The organism is Marisediminitalea aggregata (assembly GCF_900129565.1).
Taxonomy (GTDB): Bacteria; Pseudomonadota; Gammaproteobacteria; order Enterobacterales; family Alteromonadaceae; genus Alteromonas; species Alteromonas aggregata.
In genome coordinates this window covers 733,893-759,524 of sequence record NZ_FQWD01000002.1, presented here as the reverse complement: position 1 = coordinate 759,524, position 25,632 = coordinate 733,893, and the positions used below count along the sequence as shown (strand labels likewise).

Below are 25,632 nucleotides of genomic sequence, written 5' to 3'. Positions count from 1 at the left end.
AGGAAAAGTTGTGACTTTTTATGACGGCCTTGTATTTAAAGGGCTGGGGAAGCGTAACAATGGATTATTATGCGGTGGAAAATTAGGGACTTTGTCCTTTGCGAGCAACAACAAACTTTATCGAGCCCACAACATTCGGTTCGCATTGAACCGATGATGAGCGAGCTGCTGGCCTATTTTTGCCATCATCAGGGGGTCGTGGTTAGCAAGGAGCAGCTATTGGACGATGTGTGGCATGGCCGCTATGTTAGTGACAATAGTATTGCCAAACTTGTCACTAAGCTAAGAAAGGCGCTAGGTGATGATGCCAGAAACCCAATGTATATCGTTACGATACCAAAACGTGGCTACCGGTTAGTCGCGCCCGTCGAGCAAATATCAGAACCATCAGAACTAACAGAAGTACAGCAAAGTGGCAGCGCTGCTTCTGAAAGGTCTTTACCGAGCAGCTTTTTAGGCATGGTATTGTTAGTCGCAATCGCAACGGCAGTGGGTGGTTTTTACTGGCTCTATGACGCAGCACCATCCATAGCTACATCAGCCAAAGCGCTCACCGCAGACAGAGGCAGTGAGCACTTTCCAGCCTTTACTTCGGATGGGGAAAGGCTGGCATACATGCATCATGATGGTCATCGTTACCGGCTGTTTGTGAAACTGGTGGCCTCCGAAAGCGTGGTTGAAATTCGTCATGGGAAAGAGGAAGGAGTAGGTCCGGGCAGCTGGAACGATAAGGGCAACAAGCTGGTTTACCTGGTGGCGACGAAAGACAAATGCCAATACTTTACTCGTGAATTTCACGGCTTACACATGTCGGAGCCAGAGTTGATTCATACCTGTAAGCCTGGCAGCTATGGTGTGGTGAAGTTTACCCACGACGATAATCTTGTTGTTTTCGCTGAATCTCCCGGTCCCGGAAAACCTTATTCTCTGTATCAATTGGACATAACCACCAGGCAAGTTCAGTGGTTACCTCAACCAGAATTACATTTAGGGGGTAACAGTCAGTTCGATCTTCACCCGAAAGAAGACAAACTGCTGATTTCTTCGCCGGATCAGCATCAGTGGGAAGGGTTTTATGAATTAGACCTTAACACCCGCACTTTGACACAGCTCTTTAAATTAAATGCCTATATTTGCTGTGGGATTTGGTCACACGATGGTAAACACGTGGTGTTAATGGGAGAGCATCCGGCCAGAGAGATTGTCCGCTACGACCTCGATGGAAACAACAAAACCCTGATCTATTCAGGCACTCAACAATTGTCGCGACCTGAACGGCACAGCAATGGTGAAGATTATGTTTTTATCGCTTATCAGTACGATCTGAATGTTGAGGAGTACCACCTCGTCGAGGGACAAACTCAGGCAATATTACAAGATACGGTAGACGAGCGGCTTGCCGTATTGTCGCCAGATGAAATACAAGTGGCCTATATCAGCTTAACCACGGGCAGTGAAGAGTTGTGGCTGTACAATCGCCAGTCGGGCCAAAAACAAAAAGTGACCGCGTTTGACGACAGCCGGCACTATCTGGATCTCGCCTGGTCACCTGATCAAACTCGGGTGGCGGGCCTTACACTGAATGCAATCCATATCATTGATGTAGGAACCGGTAACGTAACTGCACTCTCTCTGCCAGAAAAGGAACTGCGTGGTATTTCGTTTAAATCTGCCACAGAGCTCGCATTCAGCATGCAGTTGGGGAAAAACTGGCAAGTGGTGTCGTACGACTTAGTTAGCGATGTCATGACGCGTTTGGATCCGCAATGGCAAAGTGTTCGGTTTGACGCATCGCCAGACAATTGGTTGTGGGTCAATCAGGAGCAACAGTGGTTTTACGGCGAAGACGTGACACCCTTAACGATGCCAGAGCTTCCTCTTACGCCATTTGCGGGTCGGCAATTCGCTATGCAAAAAGCTGGCGACTATTTGGCGTATTTCGATTGGTCGAAACAGCAGTTGGAAGTCTTCAATCTACGTGAGGGTTCTCTCGTGGCCGAATTAGAAAGCCAGATTGGGCATTTCTCCATACGGGGCAGTAATGTTTTAATTAGCCGAAAAGCGTCGAAGGTAAATAACAGCGATATTTATCAGACACAACAGCGTTCTGCATCGTTTTAAGTGAAAAGCCAGGGGCGTACTGCAATAGTTATGAGAATGCCGCAAACAAAAAAGCCGAACAATGTGTTCGGCTTTTCAAAGAATTAAGAGGCGGTATTAGCTCTTCTTAGCGGCCAGGAAGTTAATCAAATCCAGGCGATCTTGTTCAGTCATATCACGGGTAAACTGTACTTTGTATTTCCCGTTTACAATAAACGTAGGTACTGAGCGAACCACGTTGCGGTAGTCTTCGATAGCTTTGTTATTTCTTGCTAGCTGTGACTGCAGGCCATAGCTTTTTACCAGACTATCGAACTTCTCACCATCGACACCGTTAATGACGAAGATGTTGCGAAGGTCTTTCATACCGGTAATGGTTGCGCGTTGACGGTGAATGTAGTTGAAAATAGCACCGCTCAGTTGGTCTTCCTGTTTCAGCGCTTTGCCCATAAGCATGGCACTGGTTACGTCGTCTTGCACTTCCTTCGTGGTGTAAGGCATAAAGTTAACGTGGACTTTGTCGAATTTAACGCCTTTGTCTAATTCGCCTTTTAATTTCGCTACAAAAGGTTCTGTGCGATAACAGTGCGGGCACCAGTAAGAGAAAAACTCAACCACCTGAGGCTTTTCGCTCAGTGGCTTGTCCAGCACTTCATAGTGTTCGCCTTCCTGCCATTTCTCGGCAGCACAAGCCTGTAGTGGCACCAGTAATGCCAAGATCATCCAAAACGCAAACTTCTTCATTCCTGTTTACTTCCTTCGTCAAGCTATGGAAAGTGCTGAGATTATCACAAGGGCTCATATTCGCCTAGTCGCTAACGACCAGGCGAATATTGCTGTCGGTTAACCGTTAAAACGAATAGCGTGTGTGCGCCAGAATTCTACGGTTACTGCCCTGGTACCCAACAATATCTTCAAACGATTCATCCAGCGCGTTATCGACGCGTAAGCCAACCTGCCAGTCGCTATCAATTTTGTAGTCAACGTTGACAGTGGTCAGCCAGTAAGGCGCCAGATTCAGCGTTTGTGCCGTAGCCGGCCAGGGTGGATAAAAGGTATCCAAACGTGTACCGGTATACGCAGCCTTAATGTAAGCAGACAAACCCTGAACCGGGAATGAATAAGCCGCCGTGATTGAGCCTGTGTGGTTTGGACGCCGTAGCTCCACGGTTTGCGCTGTGCCATCTCCCTGAGAAGCGTCCAGGTAGCTGTAGTGTGCTGTCAGGCTTACATCGTCTGAACGCCATTGGGCTGAAGCCTCAAAGCCGTCACGTCGAGATTTTTCGCTGGCGTTCTGTGCCGTATACATTCCGCTGTTTGCGTCATACACAAAGCCAAGTATCTCGTCTTCCAGACGGGTGGAGAACACACTCAACTGCAGTGTCACATTTGCAGGGAGAATGATATCGGCTCCTAACTCCACTTCCTGGCTCTGTTCAGGAAGCAGGGCAGGGTTGCCTATGAAGGTAGATGGGTAGTAACCGTACAGTTCGGTAAAGCTCGGTGTTTTTACCGCTTGCCCCACACTAGCAAATACTTTGATATTGCGGGTGACGGCGTAGCGAGCCCCAGCGCGATAGCTCCAGGCGCGGCTGAAACGCTCGTTGTCGTCGTAACGCAGGCTAAACTGGGTATCCAGTTTGTCGGTGCCCAACCCGGTTAACTCGGCAAACACACTGCTGGTGCTGTCTTCACCGCGGTAATTCGGATCGTCCCAGCCTATCGGACCGCTTTGTTCAAACTCTCTGCGCAAAAACTCGCTGCCCACGGCCAGCGTGGTGTCACCAAACGACACGAATTGCGTCCAGGTAAATTGTTTGCGTTCACCTAATGTACCGCCAGCATCTGCACCCGACGTCGTGTTATTGTTCTCGTTGCGATTGTACTGCACACTTACCAGACTGCGGTAAGGCAGGTCGCTGTCCTGATATTGCCAGTTTAGTTGCGTGGTAAACTGCTCACCGTCGGTCACATTGTCGGCGTCGGCCGGCAAGCCGGTAGTTACGTAATCTGTACCGTCATATTCGTTGGTGTAGTCGACATAACGCACTTTTGCGTCCAGGTTGTGTTGTGCAGCAGGCTGCCACTGGATACCGGCGTTCAGCGCTGTATTTTCGTAACCATCGCGTTCATTGCCGGTGCGTGAAACATTGTCTCCTGCGGTGTCGAAAATACTGGCTGACACATTCGCCTGCATGTGTTCGCCGCGGTGACTGGCTGAGGCTGATGCCCGGTAAGTGTCAGCGTTGCCTGCACCGGCAGTCAAACTGACCGTTGAATCGGATTGGTTAGCCGCGCTGGTGGTAATACTCAGTACGCCAGCTACAGCACCACTGCCCCAAAGCGCGCTCTGTGCACCACGGTGTAATTCAATGCGTACGATATTCGCTGCGGTTAAATGGGCAAAATCAAATAAGCTACCCTGACTGATGTCGTTGGCTACCACACCGTCAATTAGCACTAACAGGTGGTTTGTTTCACTGCCGCGCAAACGCAGTTCCGTCAATGAACCCGGACTACCCGACTGGCTGATGCTGATACCTGGCAAACCACGCAATAAATCGGTAACTTGAGTTGCGCCAGACGCTTGTATTTCCTGTTCTGTAAGTACAGTGACTGAAGCAGCCAGTTTGTCGATGGCGATTGGACTGCGAGACCCGGTCACCGTAATGGTTTCTACTGAATTTGATTGCGCTGCGGCGGCTGCTGAAAAACCCGCAGAGCAAGCGATTGCTACCGCGTAAGATAGTGTGCGAATTGTCATAGTGTGCTCTCTGTTAGCACTCCCACCGAGTGCCGAGATAAATACTTCGATGCGTTAATTTCGCATCGCCCTGCACAGGCCGGTCTCCGGGCTTTCAAACACGCTATGGCGTGCGTCCCGCCTTCCCGGCAAAGCCGGTGGCACGTTGGGAACACAATATGGAGATTGTTTGATTACCGTTGCGGGGGCAGCGTAAGACTTTAACTTACTTCCCGATTATCCCAGCGCGTATAAGGCTGGGCACCTGTGTTGGCGGCAATTATAAGTGGATGGAATAAAAAGTAAATCGATTATGCCAGAATGCATGTCGTACAGGCTTCTGGCATCAGGCAGACAGATATCAATACTGCGGTGTCAGCGACAACGGCGGTTCGTGCAAGGCGGAAAACTGTTCCTTCAGCGCCAGTACCTGCTGTTCCCAGTATTTTAATTCACCAAACCAGGGGAAGGCTCGGGGAAATGCAGGGTCTTGCCAGCGATCCGACAGCCAGGCCATGTAGTGAATCATACGCATGGCGCGCAGCGGTTCGATTAACGCCAGTTCGCGGTTGTCGAAATCACAGAATTCTTCGTATGCGTCGAGCATGGTTTCTAATTGCAACATTTGCTGAGGGCGATCACCGCTTAACATCATCCATAAATCCTGCACCGCCGGGCCCATTCGGCAATCGTCCATATCGACAAAGGTCGGTCCATCACGCCACAGGATGTTACCCGCATGGCAATCACCATGCAGTCGAATGGCACTGGTTGGATGATACTGCTCTTCTGTAAGCGCAATAACCTGATCAAGAATGGTAAAAAAAGCAGTCTTTAAGCCGTCGGGAAGCAGCTCACTGTTTTCCAGGGTTTGGCGCGGACGGGTTAAATAGCTTTCCGTGGTCAGGGTAGGGCGATGTGCAAAAGCCTTGCTGCCCGCGACCTTATGCATGCGCCCGATAAACCGTCCCATCCATTCCAGATGATCCAGATTGTCCAGCTCAAACTGACGCCCACCGGCAGACGGGAAAAGGGCAAAACGATATTGCTCTGCGTAATGCAGCGACTGACCGTTGTGGATGCAGGGGGCAATAATGGGAATTTCAGCGTCGGCCAGTTCCTGACTGAACTGGTGTTCTTCCAGAATTTGCTCGTCTGTCCAGCGCTGGGGCCGGTAGAATTTCACAACAAAGCGTTGTTGTTCATCGCTAACGAACTGATAAACGCGGTTTTCATAGCTGTTTAACGCCAGCAGGCCCGACTGTGGAAAAATGCCGCACTGTTCAAGTGCGGCAAGTATGGTATCGGGTGACAGCGCAGAAAAAGTAAAGTCACTCACAGAATAATTGGTTACCGATAGAGGAATTTCGTTGGTTCAAGGACCTCTACGATACTGCCATCCTGGTCGGTAGTCGAGACATGGAAGTAGATTTCGGTAACCCGGCCGTCAAGGTTGTACGGATCGGTTGCGATGGATACCGGTAGACTAAACACTTCACCCCCATCCACAGTGACGACCTGTTCGCCAATAAATTCGTACTCTGGCAAGCCTTCGACCTTGATCGTATAGGTATACTCAGTCTGGGATTTGTTGAGTACTTTCAAGGTGTAAACATTTTCAATTAAGCCGTCGTTATTTTCGCGGTACAGGGAGTTGCGGTCGCGAATAATATCAACTTCAAGCGGAATACGGGTGGCAATGTCGGCGATCAGCAGCCCTACCATCACCAGCAGAACCACAAAGTACCCAATGAGTTTGGGGCGCACGATATGTGTGGTGCCACCATTGAGCTGATGCTCAGAGGTAAAGCTGATCAGGCCCTTGGGGTAGTCCATTTTTTCCATTACGCCGTTACAGGCATCCACACACGCACCGCAGTTTATACACTCATATTGCAGACCGTTGCGAATATCGATGCCGGTCGGGCACACCTGCACACACAAGTTGCAGTCAATACAGTCTCCCAGGCCTTTTTCTGCCAAATCAGTGTGCGCCAGTTTACGAGGGCGCGGGCCGCGCTTCTCGCCCCGGGTAGGATCATAGGAAACCGTAAAGGTATCTTTGTCGAACATAGCAGACTGGAAGCGGGCGTAAGGGCACATGTGCGTGCACATGATTTCGCGCATCCAGCCGGCATTGCCGTAAGTACAAACGGTAAAAAACAGTATAGAAAACGTTGCCCAGAAGCTCGCGTTAAACGTAAAGAAGTCAATGAAAAGCGGGCCGATAGGGGTAAAGTAGCCAACAAACGTTAAGGCCGTTAACAGGGCTACCAGGACCCAGGCAGTATGTTTAGCCGTTTTGCGCAGAAACTTGTCAGCATCCATGGGGCGTTCGTCAAGTTTGATACGCTTGTTGCGATTGCCCTCAAATTTTTCTTCAAACCACACGTAAATATAAGTCCAAGTGGTTTGCGGACACATAAAGCCACACCAAACACGACCGGCAAAGGTGGTAACGAAGAACAGGGCAAAGGCAGAGACAATAAAGATGTAAGCCAGCAATGTCAGGTCTTGAGGCCACAGTGTTAGCGAGAAGATCGTAAAGCGTTGGTCAATAATATCCAGCAGTATTGCCTGATGACCGTCGTATTGAATCCACGGAAAAACCGCAAATATGGCAATAAAGAAGAAACCAAATAAACGCCTGAAGTTCTCAAGAGGTCCTTGAACCGCTCGTACGTAAATACGGCTGCGAGGCGTGTATTTCTTTGCCTCTTTACTCCCCTCGGGTTTGTGAACTTTTACCGGAGTAACGTTTTTCACCGGAATTTCATCGTTCATTTGACTACCTTTTTTAAAACAGAAATCGAAGAATGCGGCAGCAGTATACCAACAACATATTAATTTTAATTAATATAGATCAAGTCCACTGTGTTCAGATTAGCTTGCGAAGCAGACTGGTAAGTCAGAGGCTTGCTGTTGGTCATGACTTAAGTGTAGACCAAGCGCATCGTTCCCTCTATGCCACAATGGTATCAATAGCGCAGTGCTTGTGGCCAGCTTATGCGCTGTGTCGCTGAAATTATAAGGTGCTCTGACCGTGAACGATTTACCGGTTATTGAAGAAAACTATAACTAGGTATAAATCAAACAACGTATTCAGGTGAGAGAATGTAATAGAGTCAATACCGTTGACCTGGCTATATGTTTTGAGGCGCGCATCAGCGCGCTGATTTTTCCAGGTAACCTGATGCTTATAACTGGAGACCAATACTCACATGTTTCGTTCATTTGCCATCGCTTTAGAAGTCGCGGTGTTGGTGGTGATTTTACAGCTGCCATTTGTTCAGTATTTGCTGTCAGATGTGCAGGAGACTGTAAGTGAATGGATGACCGAAATTGCCCAACGAGAAGAACGCGAACAACTCGCGGATATTTCTGCCAACCTGCAAGGTCAAATCGACGCTATGCGTCCTTATCAACAAGAGTATGTTGCAACCATTCTGTCGTCACGCCTGCAACTCATAAAGTTTTATGACAATTATTGTGTGAATGATGATCGTAACCCTTACGTGTACGGCGCGACTCTGCATTTATTCTGTCAGGAAATAAAACAGTCGCCATTGTATTATCAGGGCAGTGGGGAAGAGCGTTTGACAGCGTCGAAATAACCCAATAGAGCAATATGCTACTCGTTCATGTTCTGTTAAGGATAAATAGTTGACACTGGAAGCCGAAAACATACACTTTGGTAGTAGAGTTCGAGGTGCTTGTTGAGAAGTCTGATTTTCAGAACGGGAGAGCGATCATGCGTAAACTGGCTACAACTTTATTATTGTCTGCAACCGCAGCGTGTTCTCTGGCCGCTGTGGCTGGTACTGAAGCTGACGGCAACGACGCCCAAACCAGTAATGTAGAAATAACCTGGGAAGATCCCAAGTCATACACAGACGTACGCCCAAGTAATGAATCCCGGGTACGGTTTCGCAACCGTGTAATGCGGGAACTCGGCGAATATTTTGAAGAGCTGGCTGAGTCATTGCCAGAAGGGCAGCAACTGTCGATAAATGTGACCAATGTGGATTTGGCCGGGCATGTTTGGCCAACGTTTGGCGGTGGGGCAGTGGATATCCGCATAATCAGAGACCTGGATATTCCCAGAATGACATTTAGTTACTCACTTACTGAAAACGATGAAGTGATTAAAACGGCGGATGTGTCATTAAAAGACATGGCTTTTATGAATCGTGCAACGAACATCCGCCATAACGATGCATTGCGTTATGAAAAAGTCATGCTAAAGCGCTGGTTTGACAAAGAATTTGCTGACTCATTAGTCAAATCCTGATTTCAGAGTCTGTATTGTGGCGCCGTTCTGGCGCCACGCTTATAACCATTTCTATTGGTCTTACCACATTTCCACAAAAAATATTCTTAACCATTGATTTCGGATGGTGTCAGCTTTTTTTACGTTTTCTCCCCAAATTAGCCTGACTGATAACTGTTTATTTCTTATACATACCCGTTTTTTGGCGCTCAAAAAACGTTCGGTTTTTCGTCATTAATGTGTCAGCTATTTTTACACTTTTTTCTTGTTTTTGACCAGACCGTCTGGTCCGTTTACAAATACTAATAATTGATAGATAAGGGAAAATCTCTTAACTTGTACCATTAGTACAGGTGTCACAATGTTGTCACTTGCTGCTGATAATTTTACAGGCCCGAAACACACACACCTAACGATAAGAATTAGGATAACTGGCTTCCAAGGAACAACAATGAAAATAAAGTATCCCGCTCTCATCAGCGCGATGTGGGCGTCACAGGTTTTCGCAACCGATATCTTCATCAATGAACTTCATTACGACAATTCAGGTGGCGACGTTGGCGAGTTCGTCGAAGTCGTAGCGCCTGCTGGTACCGACTTAACCGGCTACAAAGTGCTCTTTTATAATGGTAGCAATGGTACGCAATACAACAGCCGTGAACTGGTTGGTTTGGTTGCTGATATGGGCAACGGTTTTGGTACCTATGCAATCGACGTGTCTGGTATTCAGAACGGCGCCCCGGATGGTGTTGCGCTGGTCGATGCCAGCAGTAATGTTATTCAGTTCTTAAGTTACGAAGGTAGCTTTACCGCAACGGCAGGTGTTTTAGCCGGACTTACCAGTGTGGACATTGGTGTTAGCCAGTCCAGCAGCACGCCGGCAGGTGCGTCGCTGCAGTTAACCGGAACCGGCGCCCAATACAGCGATTTTACCTGGCAGGCATTTACCACGGCTACAAAAGATGCTGTTAACGAAGGTCAAACTTTTACGGGTAATGAAGTTGTCTTTTTTAATGAAATTCATTACGACAACGCAGGCGGCGATGTCGGTGAGTTCATCGAAATCGCCGGGACTGCAGGTTTAGACCTGACCGGGATGACCATTGAATTATATAACGGCAGCAACGGCACAGTTTATAACACCATCGTGTTGTCGGGTGCACTGCCAGACAACGGCAATGGGTTCGGCACTATTGCTTACTATCCGAGCTCTATTCAAAACGGGGCGCCAGACGGCATGGCTCTGGTGTCAGCAACTGGCGAAGTTATTCAGTTCCTGAGTTACGAAGGGGTAGTGAGTGCAACTGCGGGTGCCGCCGTGGGTACAGACAGTACTGATATTGGTATCGCGGAAACCTCTTCAACAGCGATTGGTCAGTCTTTGCAATTGAGTGGTACTGGTACGCGTTACAGCGACTTTACCTGGATCGCCGGTGGTGAAACGCCAGACAACACCAATGCTTCGCAAACTTTCGAAGGTGTAGGCGGCGGAACGCCAGAAGAACCTGAAGAGCCAGAAGAACCAACTCCGGGCACGGGTGATGTGGCTAAACTATTCATTAACGAGCTGCATTACGATAATGCCAGTTCGGATGTGGGTGAATTTGTTGAGATCGCGGGTCCTGCGGGCACTGACCTGACCGGTGTTAGCATTGAGTTATACAATGGTAACGGTGGCGGTGTTTATAAAACTGTTGCGCTGTCTGGCACAATCCCGGAGCAAGCTGGTGGTTTTGGAACTGTTGCCGAGTATATTTCCGGTATTCAAAACGGTGCACCTGATGGCGTCGCACTGAGTTACAACGGCGAGTTAATCGATTTCATTAGCTATGAAGGCGAACTGACCGCGACAGGCGGAAGCGCGTCTGGTGTGACTGCTACCGATATTGGTGTTGCAGAAACGGGCTCAACACTGTCCACCGAGTCTGTTCAGTTAACTGGCACCGGCAGTGAAGTCTGTCACTTCTCATGGAGTGGTCCGGCAACGTCTTCACCAGGAGAAATTAACGCGGGTCAAACCTTTGATGCGTCAGTTGGTGCGACTTGTGGTGGCAACGACGGTGGTGACGGCGGTACTGGCGGTGAAGTTACGTTGGTTAAAATCAGTGAAGTGCAGGGCAGTGGTTCGTCAAGTCCTCTGATCAACGCCCAAGTCGCTATTGAGGCCATTGTTGTGGCAGACCATCAAAGTGGCAGCGGCACAGATGGCGATTTACGCGGCTTCTTCGTTCAGGAAGAAGATGCGGATGCCGATGCAGATTCATCAACGTCGGAAGGCTTGTTCGTATTTGACGGTAGCTCTCCAGCAGTTGACGTGGCTGTGGGCGATAAAGTTTATCTGGTAGGTACAGTCGACGAATACTTTGGCGACACCCAACTGGATGTGCAGTCTGGTTCTGTGCAGGTTGTGTCCTCGGGCAATGCGTTGCCTTCACCAGCTATCGTAACCTTGCCTCTGGCGACGACTACCAACTCTGGTGGTGAAGCCATAGCAGACCTGGAAGCTTACGAAGGTATGCAGGTTATGTTCGCGCAAACCCTTGCCGTTACCGAGCTTTTCAATCTGGATCGCTTCGGTGAAATCCTGCTGAGCAGTGAAGGTCGTCAGGTGCAATACACTGAAATTATGACACCGTCGGTAGAAGGTTATGCTGCTTACGTTGCGTCCGCTGCAGCGAATCGTCTGATGTTGGATGATGGCTTTAGTATTCAGAATCCATCGCCCATCCGCTTCCCGGCGCCTGGCTTGTCAACAGCCAATACCGTGCGAATGAGTGATGAAGTTACCAACCTGACTGGTGTCATCAGCTATCGTCGTGGTAGCGGCGGTTCAGGTGATGAAATGTATCGTCTGATGCCGACTGTTGAGCCAGTGTTTACGCGTCCAGAGTCTCGCAAAGACCGTCCGGATGTGGGTGGTTCGATTCAGGTTGCAAGCTTTAACCTGCTGAACTTCTTCAACACCTTCGGCAACAGCTGTTACCTGGGTGGCGGTACGGGTGACTGTCGCGGCGCTGACAACACCGAAGAGTACGATCGTCAATTACAGAAAACAGTCACTGCAATTACGGCGTTGGATGCTGACGTACTGGGCGTGATTGAAATTGAGAATGACATTGTTGAAGGTCAGAACAGCGCAATGGCGTCGCTGGTTAACGCATTGAATCAAGCGGGCTCCGCCTGTAGTGATTACCAGTATGTTGACCCGCAGCAGCGCGTTGGTACTGATGCGATTGCAGTCGGCTTCCTTTACTGTGCTGACACGGTAGAAGTCACTGCTGGCAGCAGCATTGCAATCCTTGACGACAGCCAACTGGCTGGTTTGGGATTAAGTGATTACGCGCCTGTATTTGACGGTTCATCAACCAGCCGCCCAAGCTTGACTGTGAGCTTCACGGAGAAAGCGACGTCGGAAGTGTTCACTGTGTCAGTTAACCACTTTAAATCTAAAGGCGGTTCTGGTTCAGGTGGTAACGCCGATGCGAATGATGGTGCGGGTAACTGGAATGAGCGTCGTACTCAGGCTGCTGAAGCACTTCACAAGTGGTTAGCCACGTATCCAACAGGGGTAAGCGATGATGACATCCTGATCATCGGTGACCTGAATGCCTACAGCATGGAAGATCCGATTGTTGAGTTAACGTCTAACGGTTATACCAATGTAACGGGTGGTGAAGCTCATTATTCTTACGTGTTCGACGGTTTCGCAGGAAATCTGGACCATGGTCTGGCGTCAGCCTCACTCATGGATCAAATCACCGGTGCAACCTCGTGGAATATCAACTCAGACGAAGCCGACGCGTTGGATTACAACACTGACTTCGGCCGTCCGACAGATATCTTCGACGGAACCACACCCTACCGTACGTCTGACCACGATCCGCTGCTTATCGGCCTGTCGCTGTCTTCGGTACTGAAGGGCGATTTGGATGGCGATGGTGACATTGACCGCATGGACTTTATTCTGATCATGCGTGCCATTCTGACCAGAAAGCCGTTCGATGCTGCGAACGACATAAACGGCGACGGTGTTGTGAATATTGTTGACGGGTTACTACTGCGTCGCAGCTGCACACGTGCTCGTTGTGCAGTGAGATAACTAACACTGATTAATACGCAACAAAAAGCCGCTCATTGTTAAATGAGCGGCTTTTTTATTTCTGCTTCGATATGCGCCGTTGGTGCTAACGATGACTAGTCAGCACATCGGCAGATTTACAAATAGTCGAATTCACTTCCGCTGATATCCAGCAAGTTCGACGCGCCGGAAAACAGCGCGGCTTTGTGCCCCTGCATACGCGGTAACAAGCGCTCGATATAAAACTTGCAGGTTTTCTGTTTACCTTGTGCAATGTTGGGGTTATCACAGCGGCTGGCTGCATCTGCCATGGAATACCACAGTACGCCAAGCAAGGCATAACCCGTGTAATGCAGATAGTCACACGCGCCGCTGGCGGCATTGACCGCATCAAAATCCTTAACGGCCTGCGACGTTATATACCAATCATTCAGCAACTGTTCGGCTGCTTGTTTGGTCAGTGGTTGTTCAATATCGTGCACCAGAGTATCGAGAGCGCGATAGGTGGTGTCCAGCATACCTTGCTTGTCACGGGTCAGTTTTCTACCAATTAAATCCAGTGCCTGAATACCATTGGTTCCCTCGTACAGCATGGCAATGCGCACATCACGCATAAGTTGCTCCATGCCCCACTCACGAATGTAGCCATGGCCGCCAAATACCTGAATCCCCAGACTAGTAGACTCTAGTCCTGTGTCAGTCATGAACGCCTTACACACCGGGGTTAAGAACTGTAGTATGGCTTCTGCCTCGTCACGACGCTCATCGTCTGCGAGGTGTGCAATATCCATGTATTTCGCATATAGCATAGCCAGAGCGCGGCAGCCCTCTGCAAAGGCTTTTTGTGTTAGCAGCATACGCGCAACATCAGGTTGATGAATGATTGCATCGGCTTTGTCGTCTGGTTGCTGGACACCCTGAGGGGCTCGCGATTGAAGGCGTTCCCGTGCATAGGTCAACGCGCCCTGAAAGGCGGCTTCTGTGGCGCCCAGGCCTTCCAGTCCAACCTGAAAACGCGCATCGTTCATCATGGTAAACATACACGCGAGGCCCTGATTAGCTTCGCCAATCAGCCAGCCGGTAGCACCGTCAAAGTTCATTACACAGGTGGGGCTGGCCTTGATACCCATCTTTTTCTCAATGGCACTGGGGCCCAGTGCGTTGGGTTTGTCAGGGTTGTTATCGGCGTCGAGCAAAAATTTAGGCACCAGAAACAAACTGATCCCTTTAACGCCCGGTGGGGCATCCGGAAGTCTGGCCAAGACCATATGAATAATATTATCGGTCCAGTCATGGTCTCCGGCCGTGATAAAGATTTTGCTTCCGGTAATGGTAAAGCTGCCGTCATCATTGGGTTCGGCTTTGGTAGACAGCAAGCTTAAGTCTGTGCCTGCGTGCGGTTCCGTCAGGTTCATGGTACCTGTCCATTCACCGGTTACCAGCTTCTCGAGGTAGGTTGCTTTTAGTGATTCACTGGCGTGTTTGCTAATCGCCAGCACGGCACTTTCGGTTAACATAGTCGTCAGGCGCCAACTCAGGTTGGCGGAATTCAACATTTCGTGAACCGGCACTGCCATCGAGTAGGGTAAGCCTTGTCCACCGTAATTAACGTCGCCTAACATGGCGTTCCAGCCATTCTCGACGTAGCTGTGATACGCCGCTGCAAAGCCCTCTGGTGTAGTCACTTTACCGTCAGCCAGACGACAACCTTGTTCATCGCCTTCCCGGTTTAACGGGGCCACGACATCGGCAGCAAATTTACCGCCTTGTTCCACAACTTCCATCGCGAGGTCTGCATCAAAGTCTTCTAACCCCAGAGCCGCATAGTGTTCATTTATCGTTAACCAGTCGCGCAGTAAAAAACCAAAGTCTGCTAGTGGTGGAATGTAGCCAGGCATAGCCTTCTCCTAATGTGAACCGATTTAACCCCTGATGTAGCGATAACAATGTGCGAAAGCACGCAGCATTGTGATCCCGTTCGATCAAGCGTGATGTAGGTAAATATAAACAGGTGTTTTAATTGTAGAAGTGCTACCAGAAAAATGTACAGCCGGATCACAAATAATCACCGGTTAAGTGTCAAAAGTTTGCGCCAGAGCAAAGTTACTATGGCGGCGTTATTGAGCTTACTTGGCTTGTTTGCCCGCTTTTACATAGGCATCGCGCAAGGGGATAAGGTCATCGGCAAAACGCAGGGCGTTCTTGTTCAGTAGAAAAGGGTCGGTCTTTTCAAGCTGAATGACTTCCAGAGCGGCCCAGTCCGGTGCGTCGAATGTGGCTGGCAGGCGGGCAAGTGATTCGTCTGCGATACAGTTAAAGATGGGCATACCAGATGCCGTTGTTGCGAGTTGTTCGCCAACTTCAACATTGAACCCGGTTTCTTCCCAGGCTTCACGGTGCGCTGTGCACTGAAGTGACTCACCTTCGTTGCGACCGCCTGCCGGAAAGTCCAGCTTTCCGGTTAAACGATGACGAATGAGCAAGACGTAACCTTCAGTCCTTACAAGACACGCAGCACCTGTCGCTGTCGAATCGATGGTGAGCGATTCCGCCGCCGTTCGGCAAAATGGTGCGGAAGGCGAGGAGGGCGTGCAGCCGAAAAGCGTTAAAACTACGAAAAACGCTGTTAAAAGCGATCCGCGATTCTGATGTTTCGGTAGAATTAGTAAGTGATTTTGCATGTTTTTAACAACAGGTGCCCATGGCTACGTGCCAGCGAGGGTGCAGTATAACAGGGTTTATTATGGCAATGGGTAAAAAGCTGTCACCGTTACTCTTCGGTGTTGTCTTGATGATAGGTTTATTAGCGTTTTTAAACTGGCCTGAAGACAACGTTGCGCAAGCGGTTGCACAGCGCGCCACACCTGTGAAAGTTTTCACTGTCGAGCACCGTTTGTTTCCCGTTACCATAGACGCATTGGGCACCGCTAACGCCAACGAGTCTGTAACTCTCACTGCGCAGGTCACCGATACCGTCACTCAGGTAAAGTTTGACGATGGTGATACCGTCGAGCAGGGGCAATTACTGGTTCAGCTTAATGATACTGAAGAAGTGGCGCGTGTAGCCCAGTTACAGGTCAGTCTGGACGAAGCAAAGCGCCAGCTAACCCGGATTAAAAATCTGGCCAAGACCAGCGCCGCGTCACAGCAACTGCTGGATGAGCAACAAGCATTAGTTAAATCGCTGGAAGCGCAAATTGCTGTAGCCAATGCGCAATTGGCCGACCTGCAAATTCGTGCGCCATTCAGCGGAAAGCTGGGCATTCGTCAGGTCAGTGTCGGTTCTTTGGTTCGTCCCGCCGATGAAATCACCACGCTGGACGATATCAGCATTATTAAAGTTGACTTCAACGTCGCTGAAAATCATTTAGCCAGTATGGCGGTAGGTCAAAAAGTGACTGCGACGTCGGTGGCGTATCCTGGTCGTGAGTTTATGGGCGAAATCACGGCGATTGATTCTCGTATCGACCCGGTAACGCGGTCGATTCTGGCGCGGGCAATGATCAACAATGCCAGTGCAGATTTACGTCCGGGGATGTTAATGAGCGTCACCATTGAAAAGCAGGTACTTGACACGCTGGTGGTACCTGAAGAAGCCCTGGTGCCGAATGGTGATAAACAATTTGTGTACGTGGTCGGCGAAGACAACCTTGTGGCCGAACGTGAAATCCTGATTGGCGAGCGCCGCCCGGGCTGGGTTCAGGTAGTGAGCGGACTTGCATCAGGTGAACACATCATCACAGAAGGCACACTGCGGGTTCGCGATGGCTCGTTAGTGAAGGTGTTAAATCAACCAACGCAGGAGAGCTGATTGATGTGGCTGTCTGACGTTTCGGTAAAACGCCCGGTTTTTGCCTCGGTAGTTAATCTGCTTCTCATTATTTTCGGCATTGTGTCTTTTTCGATGCTGTCTTTGCGTGAATACCCCGATATCGATCCGCCGATTGTAAGTATTAGTACCAACTATCCGGGCGCATCTGCGAATATTGTCGAAACCCGCATTACGCAGTTGCTGGAAGATCGCATTAGCGGTATCGAGGGAATTAAAAATATTACGTCGACCAGCCGGAACGGACGTTCCGACATTACCATCGAGTTTGAATTATCCCGTGACATCGACGCTGCATCTAACGATGTACGTGAACGCGTCAGTCGTGCACTCAACAACCTGCCTGATCAGGCTGATCCTCCCGAGGTGTCCAAGTCAAACTCCGACGAACAACCAGTAATGTGGTTTAACCTTCGCAGTACCAATTTAAATACCATGGAGTTAACTGACTACGCTGAGCGTTATCTGGTCGACAGACTGTCCATCGTAAACGGGGTCGCCCGAGTGCGCATTGGTGGCGGCCGTACCTACGCCATGAAAGTATGGTTAGACAGAACATCCATGGCGGCTCGCGGGGTTACGGTAGCAGACGTCGAGTCGGTGATCCGTTCTGAAAACGTGGAGCTACCAGCCGGACAGGTAGAGTCGTTTAACCGGGACTTTGAGGTACGTGTTGCCAGAAGTTTCTTAACACCGGATGATTTTGCAGCGTTAACGGTAGCCATTGGCGACGATGGATACCTTGTACGATTGGGGGATGTGGCTAAAGTCGAACTAGCAGCGGTAGACGATGAAACCGAGTTCCGTGGTGACGGCGTAAATATGATTGGCCTGGGGATTATCAAGCAATCCAAGGCCAATACGCTGGATGTTGCTCGTGCGGCCAGAGAGCAAATCGCCCGAATCGAACAGTCATTGCCAGACAACATTTTTATTGTGCCGAGCTATGACTCGTCGGTGTTTATCGAACAATCAATCTCAGAAGTATACAACACCCTGGGTATCGCCATGTTGCTGGTCATTGTGGTGATTTACTTATTCCTGGGCAATGTAAGTGCTACGTTGATTCCGGCAGTGACCGTGCCGGTGTCGTTAATAGCAGCGTTCATTGTAATGCTGGCGCTTGGGTTTTCCATCAACTTACTGACCTTGTTAGCCATGGTTTTAGCCATTGGCCTGGTGGTGGATGATGCTATTGTGGTATTGGAGAATATTCACCGCCGCATTGAAATGGGCGAAGCGCCGTTACTGGCTGCTTACCGAGGAACCCGGGAAGTGGGTTTTGCGGTTATCGCGACTACGCTGGTACTGATATCGGTATTTGTACCGCTGGTATTTCTGGATGGCAATGTGGGGCGTTTGTTCACTGAATTTGCCCTCGCTATTGCCGCTGCCGTGGCATTCTCAAGTGTGACGGCATTGACCCTGTCGCCAATGCTCGGCTCAATACTGTTGAAGAAGAGTGAGCGTTCCGGATTTGGCAACTGGCTGGATAGTCGCTTTAAGAAACTGGAGTCGGGCTATCATGGGAGCTTAGGGAAAACCATTCATCAGCCGGTTATGATGGTGCTGTTGCTGGCTTTTGCGGTTGTGGCTATTTACCAGCTTAGCGAACGTATACCCAATGAATTTACCCCGAAAGAGGACCGCAGTAATTTCTTTATCATCATGCAGTCGCAGGAAGGTGCCAGTTTTGAAAGTAATTCGCGCAGCCTGAAACAGATTGAAGATATTGTCATGGAATATCGTGAAGCCGGTGAGTTGGACCGGGTATTGGTGCGTGCTCCGGGTTGGGGGGGGCGTGCCGGCATTGTCATTGTAGGCGTAGTCCCTTGGGATCAGCGAGATCGCAGTTCATTTGAGATCATGGATGAGATCAGCGAACGTCTTAACGTAATTCCCGATGTACGCGCTTTTGCTATTATGCGCTCCGGACTAGGGGGCGGTGGATTTAACCGCCCAGTGCAGTTCGTGCTACAAGGCGACACCTACGAAAACCTCGCGGAATGGCGGGATATCCTGATCGAGAAAGCCTCAGAAAACCCTAAACTATTACGATTAGATTCTGATTATAAATCCACATCACCGCAGTTACTTATTGAGATCGATCGCGACCGTGCCGCCGACTTAGGCGTGTCAATTAGTGATGTAGGCAGAACGCTTGAAACAATGTTGGGACAGCGCAGGGTATCGACTTTTCTTGACCGTGGTGAAGAATACGATGTGATCCTTGAAGGTGAAGAGTCAGCTTTCCGCAGTCCGAACAGCATCGAAAACCTCTATGTGCGCTCGGGGTATACCGGCCAGTTGATCCCGCTGGACAACTTATTGAGTTTTACTGAGTCAGCCACGTCAGCGCAGTTAAATCGTTACAACCGCATGCGCTCGGTGACGATTTCAGCAAACCTGGCAAACGACTATTCCTTGGGCGAAGCGTTGGATTACCTCAATAACATTGTAGAGACCGAATTACCGGATTCAGTGTCGGTTGACTACAAAGGCGAGTCTCAGCTTTATCAGGAGTCAGGGAACTCGTTTATCTTCGTGTTCTTGCTGGCTTTGTCTATTACGTATCTCATTCTGGCCGCTCAGTTTGAGAGCTGGGTACATCCGCTGGTGATCATGATGACCGTGCCGCTGGCACTGCTCGGTGCGTTTATTGGTATTTTCTTTGCCGACATGACACTAAATATTTACAGCCAGATTGGCCTTGTCATGCTTATTGGGCTGGCAGCCAAAAACGGCATACTCATCGTCGAATTTGCCAATCAGCTTCGCGACGCGGGGGAGGAGTTCGAATCAGCGCTGCGTAAAGCATCGGCATTGCGTCTTCGCCCGATTGTGATGACCGGCTTTACAACCGTGTTCAGCAGTATTCCTCTGGTACTGGCCTCCGGGCCGGGAGCCGAAAGCCGTATGGCGATAGGCATGGTGATTTTTGCCGGTGTATTAGTGTCAGCATTTCTGACTTTGTACATCGTTCCCACAGCTTACTACTGGATGGCTCGCCATACTGGTTCGCCGCTGAAGCGTACGCACGAACTCGAAAAACTGGATGCTGAAACGCCTTATGTGAAGGGGGAGTAATCATCAAAGTCGTGTTGCGTAAGCTCATAAGCAACACGACTTTTTGAGTTTAAACTAACCAGTCTGGTAGCAGCGAACACACCACAACCAGTAAGGTACACCAGACAAATAACGTGGTGGCCAGCGTAGGCGTAATACCCGAGAAGGCGCGTTGTGGTTTTGGTTTGTTGCTGCTTGGAATAAGCCTGTTTGCAAGGTGTGCAGACAGTATTGCAACGACAAAGCCAATAAAGTTCCACCAGAACCAGAACAGCGGATTGTCGCTGAGCCACAGAAATGTGTTACTGAAAACGCCTAACAGTAAACCTATGTTGGCTGCTTTCGCAGTAATGCGTTTACTGTGGATACCCAACAAAAACGTGGCCAGTACCGGACCATAAAACACTGAGCCGATTTTATTGATCGCTTCAATGATGGTTGGGGCTATATCGCCGGCAAAAAACGACAAAATCAGTGTGATAAGTCCCCAACCCACACCAGCCCGCTTGGCAAAGCGCATGTATTGCTCGTCACTCAGTTCGTGGCCTTTCACCCGGCAAATATCTTCGGTTGTTACTGCAGCCAGGCTGTTAATCGCAGAGCTCAGTGACGACATGGCCGCCGCCATAATGGCGACGACCAATAATCCTATTAAGCCACTCGGCAGATAATTAACAATGAACACAGGCATCATCCAGTCGGGTTTATTGTCAGGAATTTGCGCTTGCAGTTCCGGTGTTTGCATAACCAGGGTGCCTATAACCAGACCTGCGCAACAATAGATTAAGGTAATGGGAAATCGACTCAGCGCGACGGTGTACATAACCTTGCGTAAATCACTGACATTATGGGCAGACAGGGAACGCTGGGCTTCCGATTGGTCGCAGCCATAATAGGACGCATACAGCACAACGCCGCCAAACAGCATCGGTAGTAAACCAAAATCATTGCCTTGCAAGCCAAGGGATTCAAGGTTAATCGCGTTTAGCCTGTTTGTATCCAGTGCCGCTAATGTCGCGTCGATACCGCCCATTGCGCTAAGTGCAACTACTAGGCATATAATTGCGCCAGCCAGAATAAGCACCATTTGCACCGCGTCGCCAAACACAACGGCTTTCATGCCGCCAACGGCAGAGTAAATCAGGGTAATCACACCGATCAGCACAATGCTTTGCCACTGCGCCATGCCCATGGTGCCTTGCAGGATCAATGAAATCGCATAAATCATGATTGCGGTGGCAAAAGAGCGGCTTAATTGAAACACAAAACTAATAAGCAGCCGTGTTGAGCGTTCGAAACGGCGCTCTAGAAAATCATAGACACTGACAACACCACTTTGATGCAGGGTAGGTAATAAGCGCCACATCATGAGTAATACTGCCAATGGCAGAGCAAGTTCATACGACAGCCAAATTAAGCCGCCGCCTTCCCTGAGTCCTACGAAAGCCGGAGCAGAAATGAAACTGATTGCCGACAGTTGAGTGGCCATAACAGACAGCGCCAGGGCTGGCCAGGGAATGGTTCTGCCCCCTAAAAAATAGTCTTTGCTGGTCGGTTGATTGCGAAAACTGACGCCCATGGCAAGCAAGCCAATGAGGTACAGCGCAATAATGCTGTAGTCTATCCAAGTCACGATGCGTTTCCTTCCTTTCTGACCAGTATGCTTATTTGCTCATTAAATTACCAGTCGCGTATTGGTCGAGCTAGCTGGTGGTTTGGTCTGAGGACTACTTGCTTGAATTCTGCTCACCTGATTAGATGGGGTTTATACACTAATCCGGGAAATTAATTATGGGTAGACTGGTCTGTCTGGTGGTTTTCATGTCTTTTTTTGTGTCGGCGTGCAGCAACAGTGACTGGCGCACGGCTAGCCGCGAACCGGCTGGTATTGCACCGTCCCCGGAACAAACTACCGAAGCTGTCATTGAAGTGTATGCCGCCGATGCATTTAGCTGGCGGGGTTGGTTCGCTGTTCATACCTGGATTGCCGTGAAGGCGGAAAAAGCCGAAGAATACACCGTCTATGAAGTCGTTGGTTGGCGTGTCAGGCAAGGGCATCCTGCCTTGCGTACATACACTACAAAAACACCGGACCGCTACTGGTATGGCTCCCGTCCGGAGAAGGTACTGTCTATACAGGGAGAGAAAGCGTCAGTGTTAATTCCGAAGGTGAACGAGGCTGTGGCAAATTATCCCTGGGCCAATGAATATCAGGTCTTCCCCGGGCCAAACAGCAATACCTTTCCTGCCTGGGTGGGGTTACAAGTACCTGAGTTAGGACTGGATTTGCCGTTTAGTGCAATCGGGTCAGGGTACGCCGACAACGAAGTGGATGCAGAATAATGCACCTGATACATCAGGCACGACTAACCCTTATCGCCTTTTTTAGCTACATGGTTATGTCCGGCCTGTTGACGCAGGCCGGGGTTATTCTGAATGCGGTAGCTGATCAATTGCAGCTAGCGCCTGCTGTCGCGGTGAGTATATTTTCCTGGCTAACCGGTGGGGTATTGATTGGCACCTGTGTGTCTATGTATCTCTATACCCGCTTTTCTATTAAAAGTTTGTTGGTACTTACATACTCTTTGTTACTTGTTTTATTGTGCATATTGAGCTTTTTTAAGCCGCAACACTATGCTTCCGTTGCGTTGATTTTCATGGTGCTTGGTGTGGCCTGTGGTTGTGGTTTGTCTGGCGGGGCAGTAATTATTTCAAAAATTTATCAGGCTCAAAGGCGGGCTTCTGCGTTTATTGCTACGGACTGTGCCTTTAGTGCTGCAGGGTATCTATTTCCAACCTTGGCGGGTTGGTTACTGGCACAGCAATATCCATGGCAATACAGTTATCTGGCGGTTGGTATAGTTGGGCTGTTTATTATTGCCCTGGTAGTGTGTGGAGACAGTCCGCAGGCGCATCAGGTAAAAGCGAGTAAAGCACCCGATAAAAGCGCAGACACTGAAGAGCCTTATTCTGCCTGGCAGGAGTTTCGCTCACTCCTCTGTGTACGTGTATTGTGCATGGCTTCGGCAGTGTGCTTGTATTTGGTAGCACAGACCAGTTTTTTGACCTGGGCACCGAGTTACCTGACATCGGCTTTTGCGTTGCCACCCGACCAAGCCGGTCAGGTAGTTGGCAATTACTGGGGCGCTTCAATTTTCGGATTACTGCTATCTGTGGTGCTGGTCAATATTGTGCCGACCAGATTGTTGCTGCTTAGTGCCAGTGTTATCGCAATTGGCTTGACCACCGCTATGGTTGTGAGTGGTTCACCAGATACCTTTGTGTCGCTGGGCTTTGCATTTGGCTTTATGACCACCTGTATTTACAAAGTCGCCATCTCCCTCGGCACGCAACAGATACCGAATGCTCCGCCTATGCTGGTTACGCTGATGCTCTTCAGTGGCAGTGTTGGTAGCACACTGGCACCTGCTGTATCAGGTGTGGTGGTGTCACTCAGTCATGAACAGGGTGCGTTATGGCTCTCTGTATGCTGCTACACTATAATGGCGTTGTTGTTTTTAGTGACGATATTGAGCGAAAACAAAAAAGGCCAGTCGACTGACTGGCCTTTGCAACGTGCTGCATAGTGCAGCTAATTTCTTACTTATTCATCCAGGAAGCTGCGCAGTTGCTCTGAGCGGCTTGGATGACGCAGTTTGCGTAAGGCTTTCGCCTCAATCTGACGAATACGCTCACGGGTAACGTCGAACTGCTTACCTACTTCTTCCAGCGTGTGGTCGGTGTTCATATCAATACCGAAACGCATGCGCAGTACTTTCGCTTCACGTGCTGTTAAACCTGCCAGCACTTCCTGTGTCGCGTCTTTCAGACTGTTGCCAGTTGCTGAGTCCAGAGGCTGCACGATAGTGCTGTCCTCAATGAAGTCACCCAGATGTGAATCTTCATCATCACCGATGGGGGTTTCCATCGAGATTGGCTCCTTGGCGATTTTCAGTACTTTGCGGATCTTGTCTTCTGGCATTAGCATGCGCTCAGACAATTCTTCCGGCGTAGGCTCACGACCCATTTCCTGTAACATCTGACGCGAAATACGGTTCAGCTTGTTAATGGTCTCAATCATGTGAACCGGAATACGGATAGTCCGCGCCTGGTCCGCAATTGAACGGGTGATTGCCTGACGAATCCACCATGTAGCGTAAGTTGAGAACTTGTAACCACGACGGTATTCGAACTTATCTACCGCTTTCATCAGACCGATGTTACCTTCCTGAATCAGATCCAGGAACTGCAGGCCACGGTTGGTGTATTTCTTCGCAATTGAGATTACCAAACGCAGGTTGGCTTCAACCATTTCCTTCTTCGCACGGCGGGCTTTCGCTTCACCGATAGACATACGGCGGTTGATGTCTTTGATGTCAGAAATAACCAGACCGGTTTCCTGCTCCACCTGAGAAATCTTGCTAACACTACGCTCAATTTCTTCTTTGTACTGAGCGAGCAGGCCAGCGTAAGGCGCGCCACTGTTCAACAAGGTGTCTAACCAAGCTGTTGTAGTTTCGTTGCCAGCAAATGCTTTAATGAAATCTTTCTTCGGCATTTTCGCGTGCATGACACAGTACTTCATAACCAGACGTTCCTGGATACGAACACGGTCCATCATTTCACGCATGTTCTTCACTAAGCGGTCAAACTGCTTAGGCACTAAACGGAATTCTTTGAATATATCGCTAAGCGCAGCAATTTCTTTGCGCGATGTTTCGTGCGTACGGCCTTTGGCTTCAATGACCTTGCGGGTAACTTTGTACTGTTCACGTAATTCGGCGAACTTTTCACGCGCTTGCTCAGGATCGACGCCGCTATCGTCGTCATCATCTGAGTCGTCATCATCATCGTCATCGTCTTCATCATCCAGTTCTTCCTGAGATAATTCAGAGCCAACGTGAGTCGCGGTAGGGGCTAGATCTTCTTCGCTGTTCGGGTCAACAAAGCCAGAGATAATATCGCTCAGGCGAATTTCTTCGGCTTCGTAAAGATCCCATTGATCCAACAGATACGTGATCGCTTCAGGGTACTCAGCCACTGAACACTGCACCTGGTTAATACCGTCTTCGATACGCTTGGCGATTTCAATTTCGCCCTCACGCGTAAGCAATTCTACGGTACCCATTTCACGCATGTACATGCGCACCGGGTCAGTGGTTCTGCCGATTTCACTTTCTACTGTGGCCAACGCTTGCGCGGCGGCTTCAGCAACTTCTTCATCGGTGGTGGTTTCCTGCATCAACAATTCATCAGAATCCGGTGCCGACTCGGCTACCTGAATTCCCATGTCGTTGATCATACGGATGATGTCTTCGATCTGATCCGAATCGACAATGTCCTGTGGCAGGTGGTCATTAACTTCTGAGAACGTTAAGTAACCTTGCTCTTTACCTTTCGCAATCAGGAGTTTAATCTGAGACTGCTTGCTTTGCGCCATATACCCTACACTTCTTAAATTCTAACCATTGCAATACCCTTCAAAGTTTAGACACTTTAAAGGTGTGATCGTTCGATATTCGCTCAAAGCGATATCGGTTTACACG

At 49.5% G+C, this 25,632-nt stretch carries 16 protein-coding genes and 1 riboswitch; of the genes, 8 read left to right on the top strand and 8 right to left on the bottom strand.

Annotated features, from left to right (window positions below; genetic code table 11):
- The first annotated feature begins 69 nt into the window (after positions 1-69).
- Complete coding sequence (locus BUB81_RS07440) at positions 70-2,121, top strand: winged helix-turn-helix domain-containing protein (protein ID WP_084526311.1); 2,052 nt, start codon at positions 70-72, stop codon at positions 2,119-2,121.
- 96 nt (positions 2,122-2,217) lie between these two features.
- On the opposite strand, the gene BUB81_RS07435 is transcribed toward BUB81_RS07440, so the two are convergent.
- The 4 genes from BUB81_RS07435 to ccoG form a co-directional block, all read right to left on the bottom strand.
- Entirely contained in the window at positions 2,218-2,844 is a 627-nt protein-coding gene (locus tag BUB81_RS07435; protein ID WP_073320572.1) for a thiol:disulfide interchange protein DsbA/DsbL, read from the bottom strand.
- A 106-nt stretch (positions 2,845-2,950) separates the two neighbouring features.
- Complete coding sequence (locus BUB81_RS07430) at positions 2,951-4,864, bottom strand: TonB-dependent receptor plug domain-containing protein (RefSeq protein WP_073320569.1); 1,914 nt, start codon at positions 4,862-4,864, stop codon at positions 2,951-2,953.
- Positions 4,865-4,924: 60 nt separating this feature from the next.
- A riboswitch (cobalamin riboswitch) is annotated at positions 4,925-5,127 on the bottom strand.
- Positions 5,128-5,204: 77 nt separating this feature from the next.
- Positions 5,205-6,182, bottom strand: coding sequence for a serine/threonine protein kinase (locus BUB81_RS07425; protein ID WP_073320566.1), 978 nt, complete (start codon positions 6,180-6,182; stop codon positions 5,205-5,207).
- Between the two features lie 11 nt (positions 6,183-6,193).
- The gene (ccoG, locus tag BUB81_RS07420; protein WP_073320563.1) at positions 6,194-7,627 is read right to left on the bottom strand and encodes a cytochrome c oxidase accessory protein CcoG; all 1,434 of its coding nucleotides are present in this window, start codon (positions 7,625-7,627) and stop codon (positions 6,194-6,196) included.
- A gap of 437 nt (positions 7,628-8,064) precedes the next feature.
- On the opposite strand from ccoG, the gene BUB81_RS07415 reads away from it, so the two are divergent.
- From BUB81_RS07415 to BUB81_RS07405, 3 genes are all read left to right on the top strand, one after another.
- A complete protein-coding gene (locus BUB81_RS07415; RefSeq protein ID WP_073320560.1) occupies positions 8,065-8,457 on the top strand; it encodes a hypothetical protein in 393 nt (130 codons plus the stop codon).
- Between the two features lie 137 nt (positions 8,458-8,594).
- Positions 8,595-9,134 carry a DUF3016 domain-containing protein gene (locus tag BUB81_RS07410; protein ID WP_084526309.1) on the top strand — a complete coding sequence of 180 codons (540 nt, stop codon included), beginning with the start codon at positions 8,595-8,597 and terminating at the stop codon, positions 9,132-9,134.
- A gap of 430 nt (positions 9,135-9,564) precedes the next feature.
- Positions 9,565-13,212 (top strand): ExeM/NucH family extracellular endonuclease, encoded by a 3,648-nt coding sequence (locus BUB81_RS07405; RefSeq protein ID WP_073320557.1) that lies wholly within the window; start codon positions 9,565-9,567, stop codon positions 13,210-13,212.
- Between the two features lie 116 nt (positions 13,213-13,328).
- On the opposite strand, the gene BUB81_RS07400 is transcribed toward BUB81_RS07405, so the two are convergent.
- On the bottom strand, positions 13,329-15,089 hold the full coding sequence (locus BUB81_RS07400; protein ID WP_073320553.1) for an acyl-CoA dehydrogenase family protein: 1,761 nt from the start codon (positions 15,087-15,089) through the stop codon (positions 13,329-13,331).
- Between the two features lie 228 nt (positions 15,090-15,317).
- A complete protein-coding gene (locus tag BUB81_RS22465) occupies positions 15,318-15,872 on the bottom strand; it encodes an NUDIX hydrolase (protein WP_073320551.1) in 555 nt (184 codons plus the stop codon).
- Between the two features lie 62 nt (positions 15,873-15,934).
- On the opposite strand from BUB81_RS22465, the gene BUB81_RS07390 reads away from it, so the two are divergent.
- Positions 15,935-17,002 (top strand): efflux RND transporter periplasmic adaptor subunit, encoded by a 1,068-nt coding sequence (locus tag BUB81_RS07390; protein WP_073320549.1) that lies wholly within the window; start codon positions 15,935-15,937, stop codon positions 17,000-17,002.
- Between the two features lie 3 nt (positions 17,003-17,005).
- Positions 17,006-20,107, top strand: a complete 3,102-nt coding sequence (locus BUB81_RS07385; RefSeq protein ID WP_073320547.1) for an efflux RND transporter permease subunit — start codon at positions 17,006-17,008, stop codon at positions 20,105-20,107.
- A 49-nt stretch (positions 20,108-20,156) separates the two neighbouring features.
- Here the strand turns inward: BUB81_RS07385 and BUB81_RS07380 are convergent, their stop codons facing one another.
- Positions 20,157-21,719, bottom strand: a complete 1,563-nt coding sequence (locus BUB81_RS07380) for a sodium:solute symporter family transporter (protein ID WP_139241524.1) — start codon at positions 21,717-21,719, stop codon at positions 20,157-20,159.
- Between the two features lie 188 nt (positions 21,720-21,907).
- Here BUB81_RS07380 and BUB81_RS07375 point away from each other — a divergent pair, with 188 nt between their 5' ends.
- Both BUB81_RS07375 and tsgA read left to right on the top strand, forming a co-directional pair.
- Complete coding sequence (locus tag BUB81_RS07375) at positions 21,908-22,429, top strand: DUF3750 domain-containing protein (RefSeq protein WP_425435067.1); 522 nt, start codon at positions 21,908-21,910, stop codon at positions 22,427-22,429.
- Positions 22,429-23,673 (top strand): MFS transporter TsgA, encoded by a 1,245-nt coding sequence (gene tsgA, locus BUB81_RS07370; RefSeq protein ID WP_073320522.1) that lies wholly within the window; start codon positions 22,429-22,431, stop codon positions 23,671-23,673. The genes BUB81_RS07375 and tsgA overlap by 1 nt, the downstream gene beginning before the upstream one ends.
- A 17-nt stretch (positions 23,674-23,690) precedes the next feature.
- Here the strand turns inward: tsgA and rpoD are convergent, their stop codons facing one another.
- Complete coding sequence (rpoD, locus tag BUB81_RS07365) at positions 23,691-25,526, bottom strand: RNA polymerase sigma factor RpoD (protein ID WP_073320519.1); 1,836 nt, start codon at positions 25,524-25,526, stop codon at positions 23,691-23,693.
- Positions 25,527-25,632: the final 106 nt, after the last annotated feature.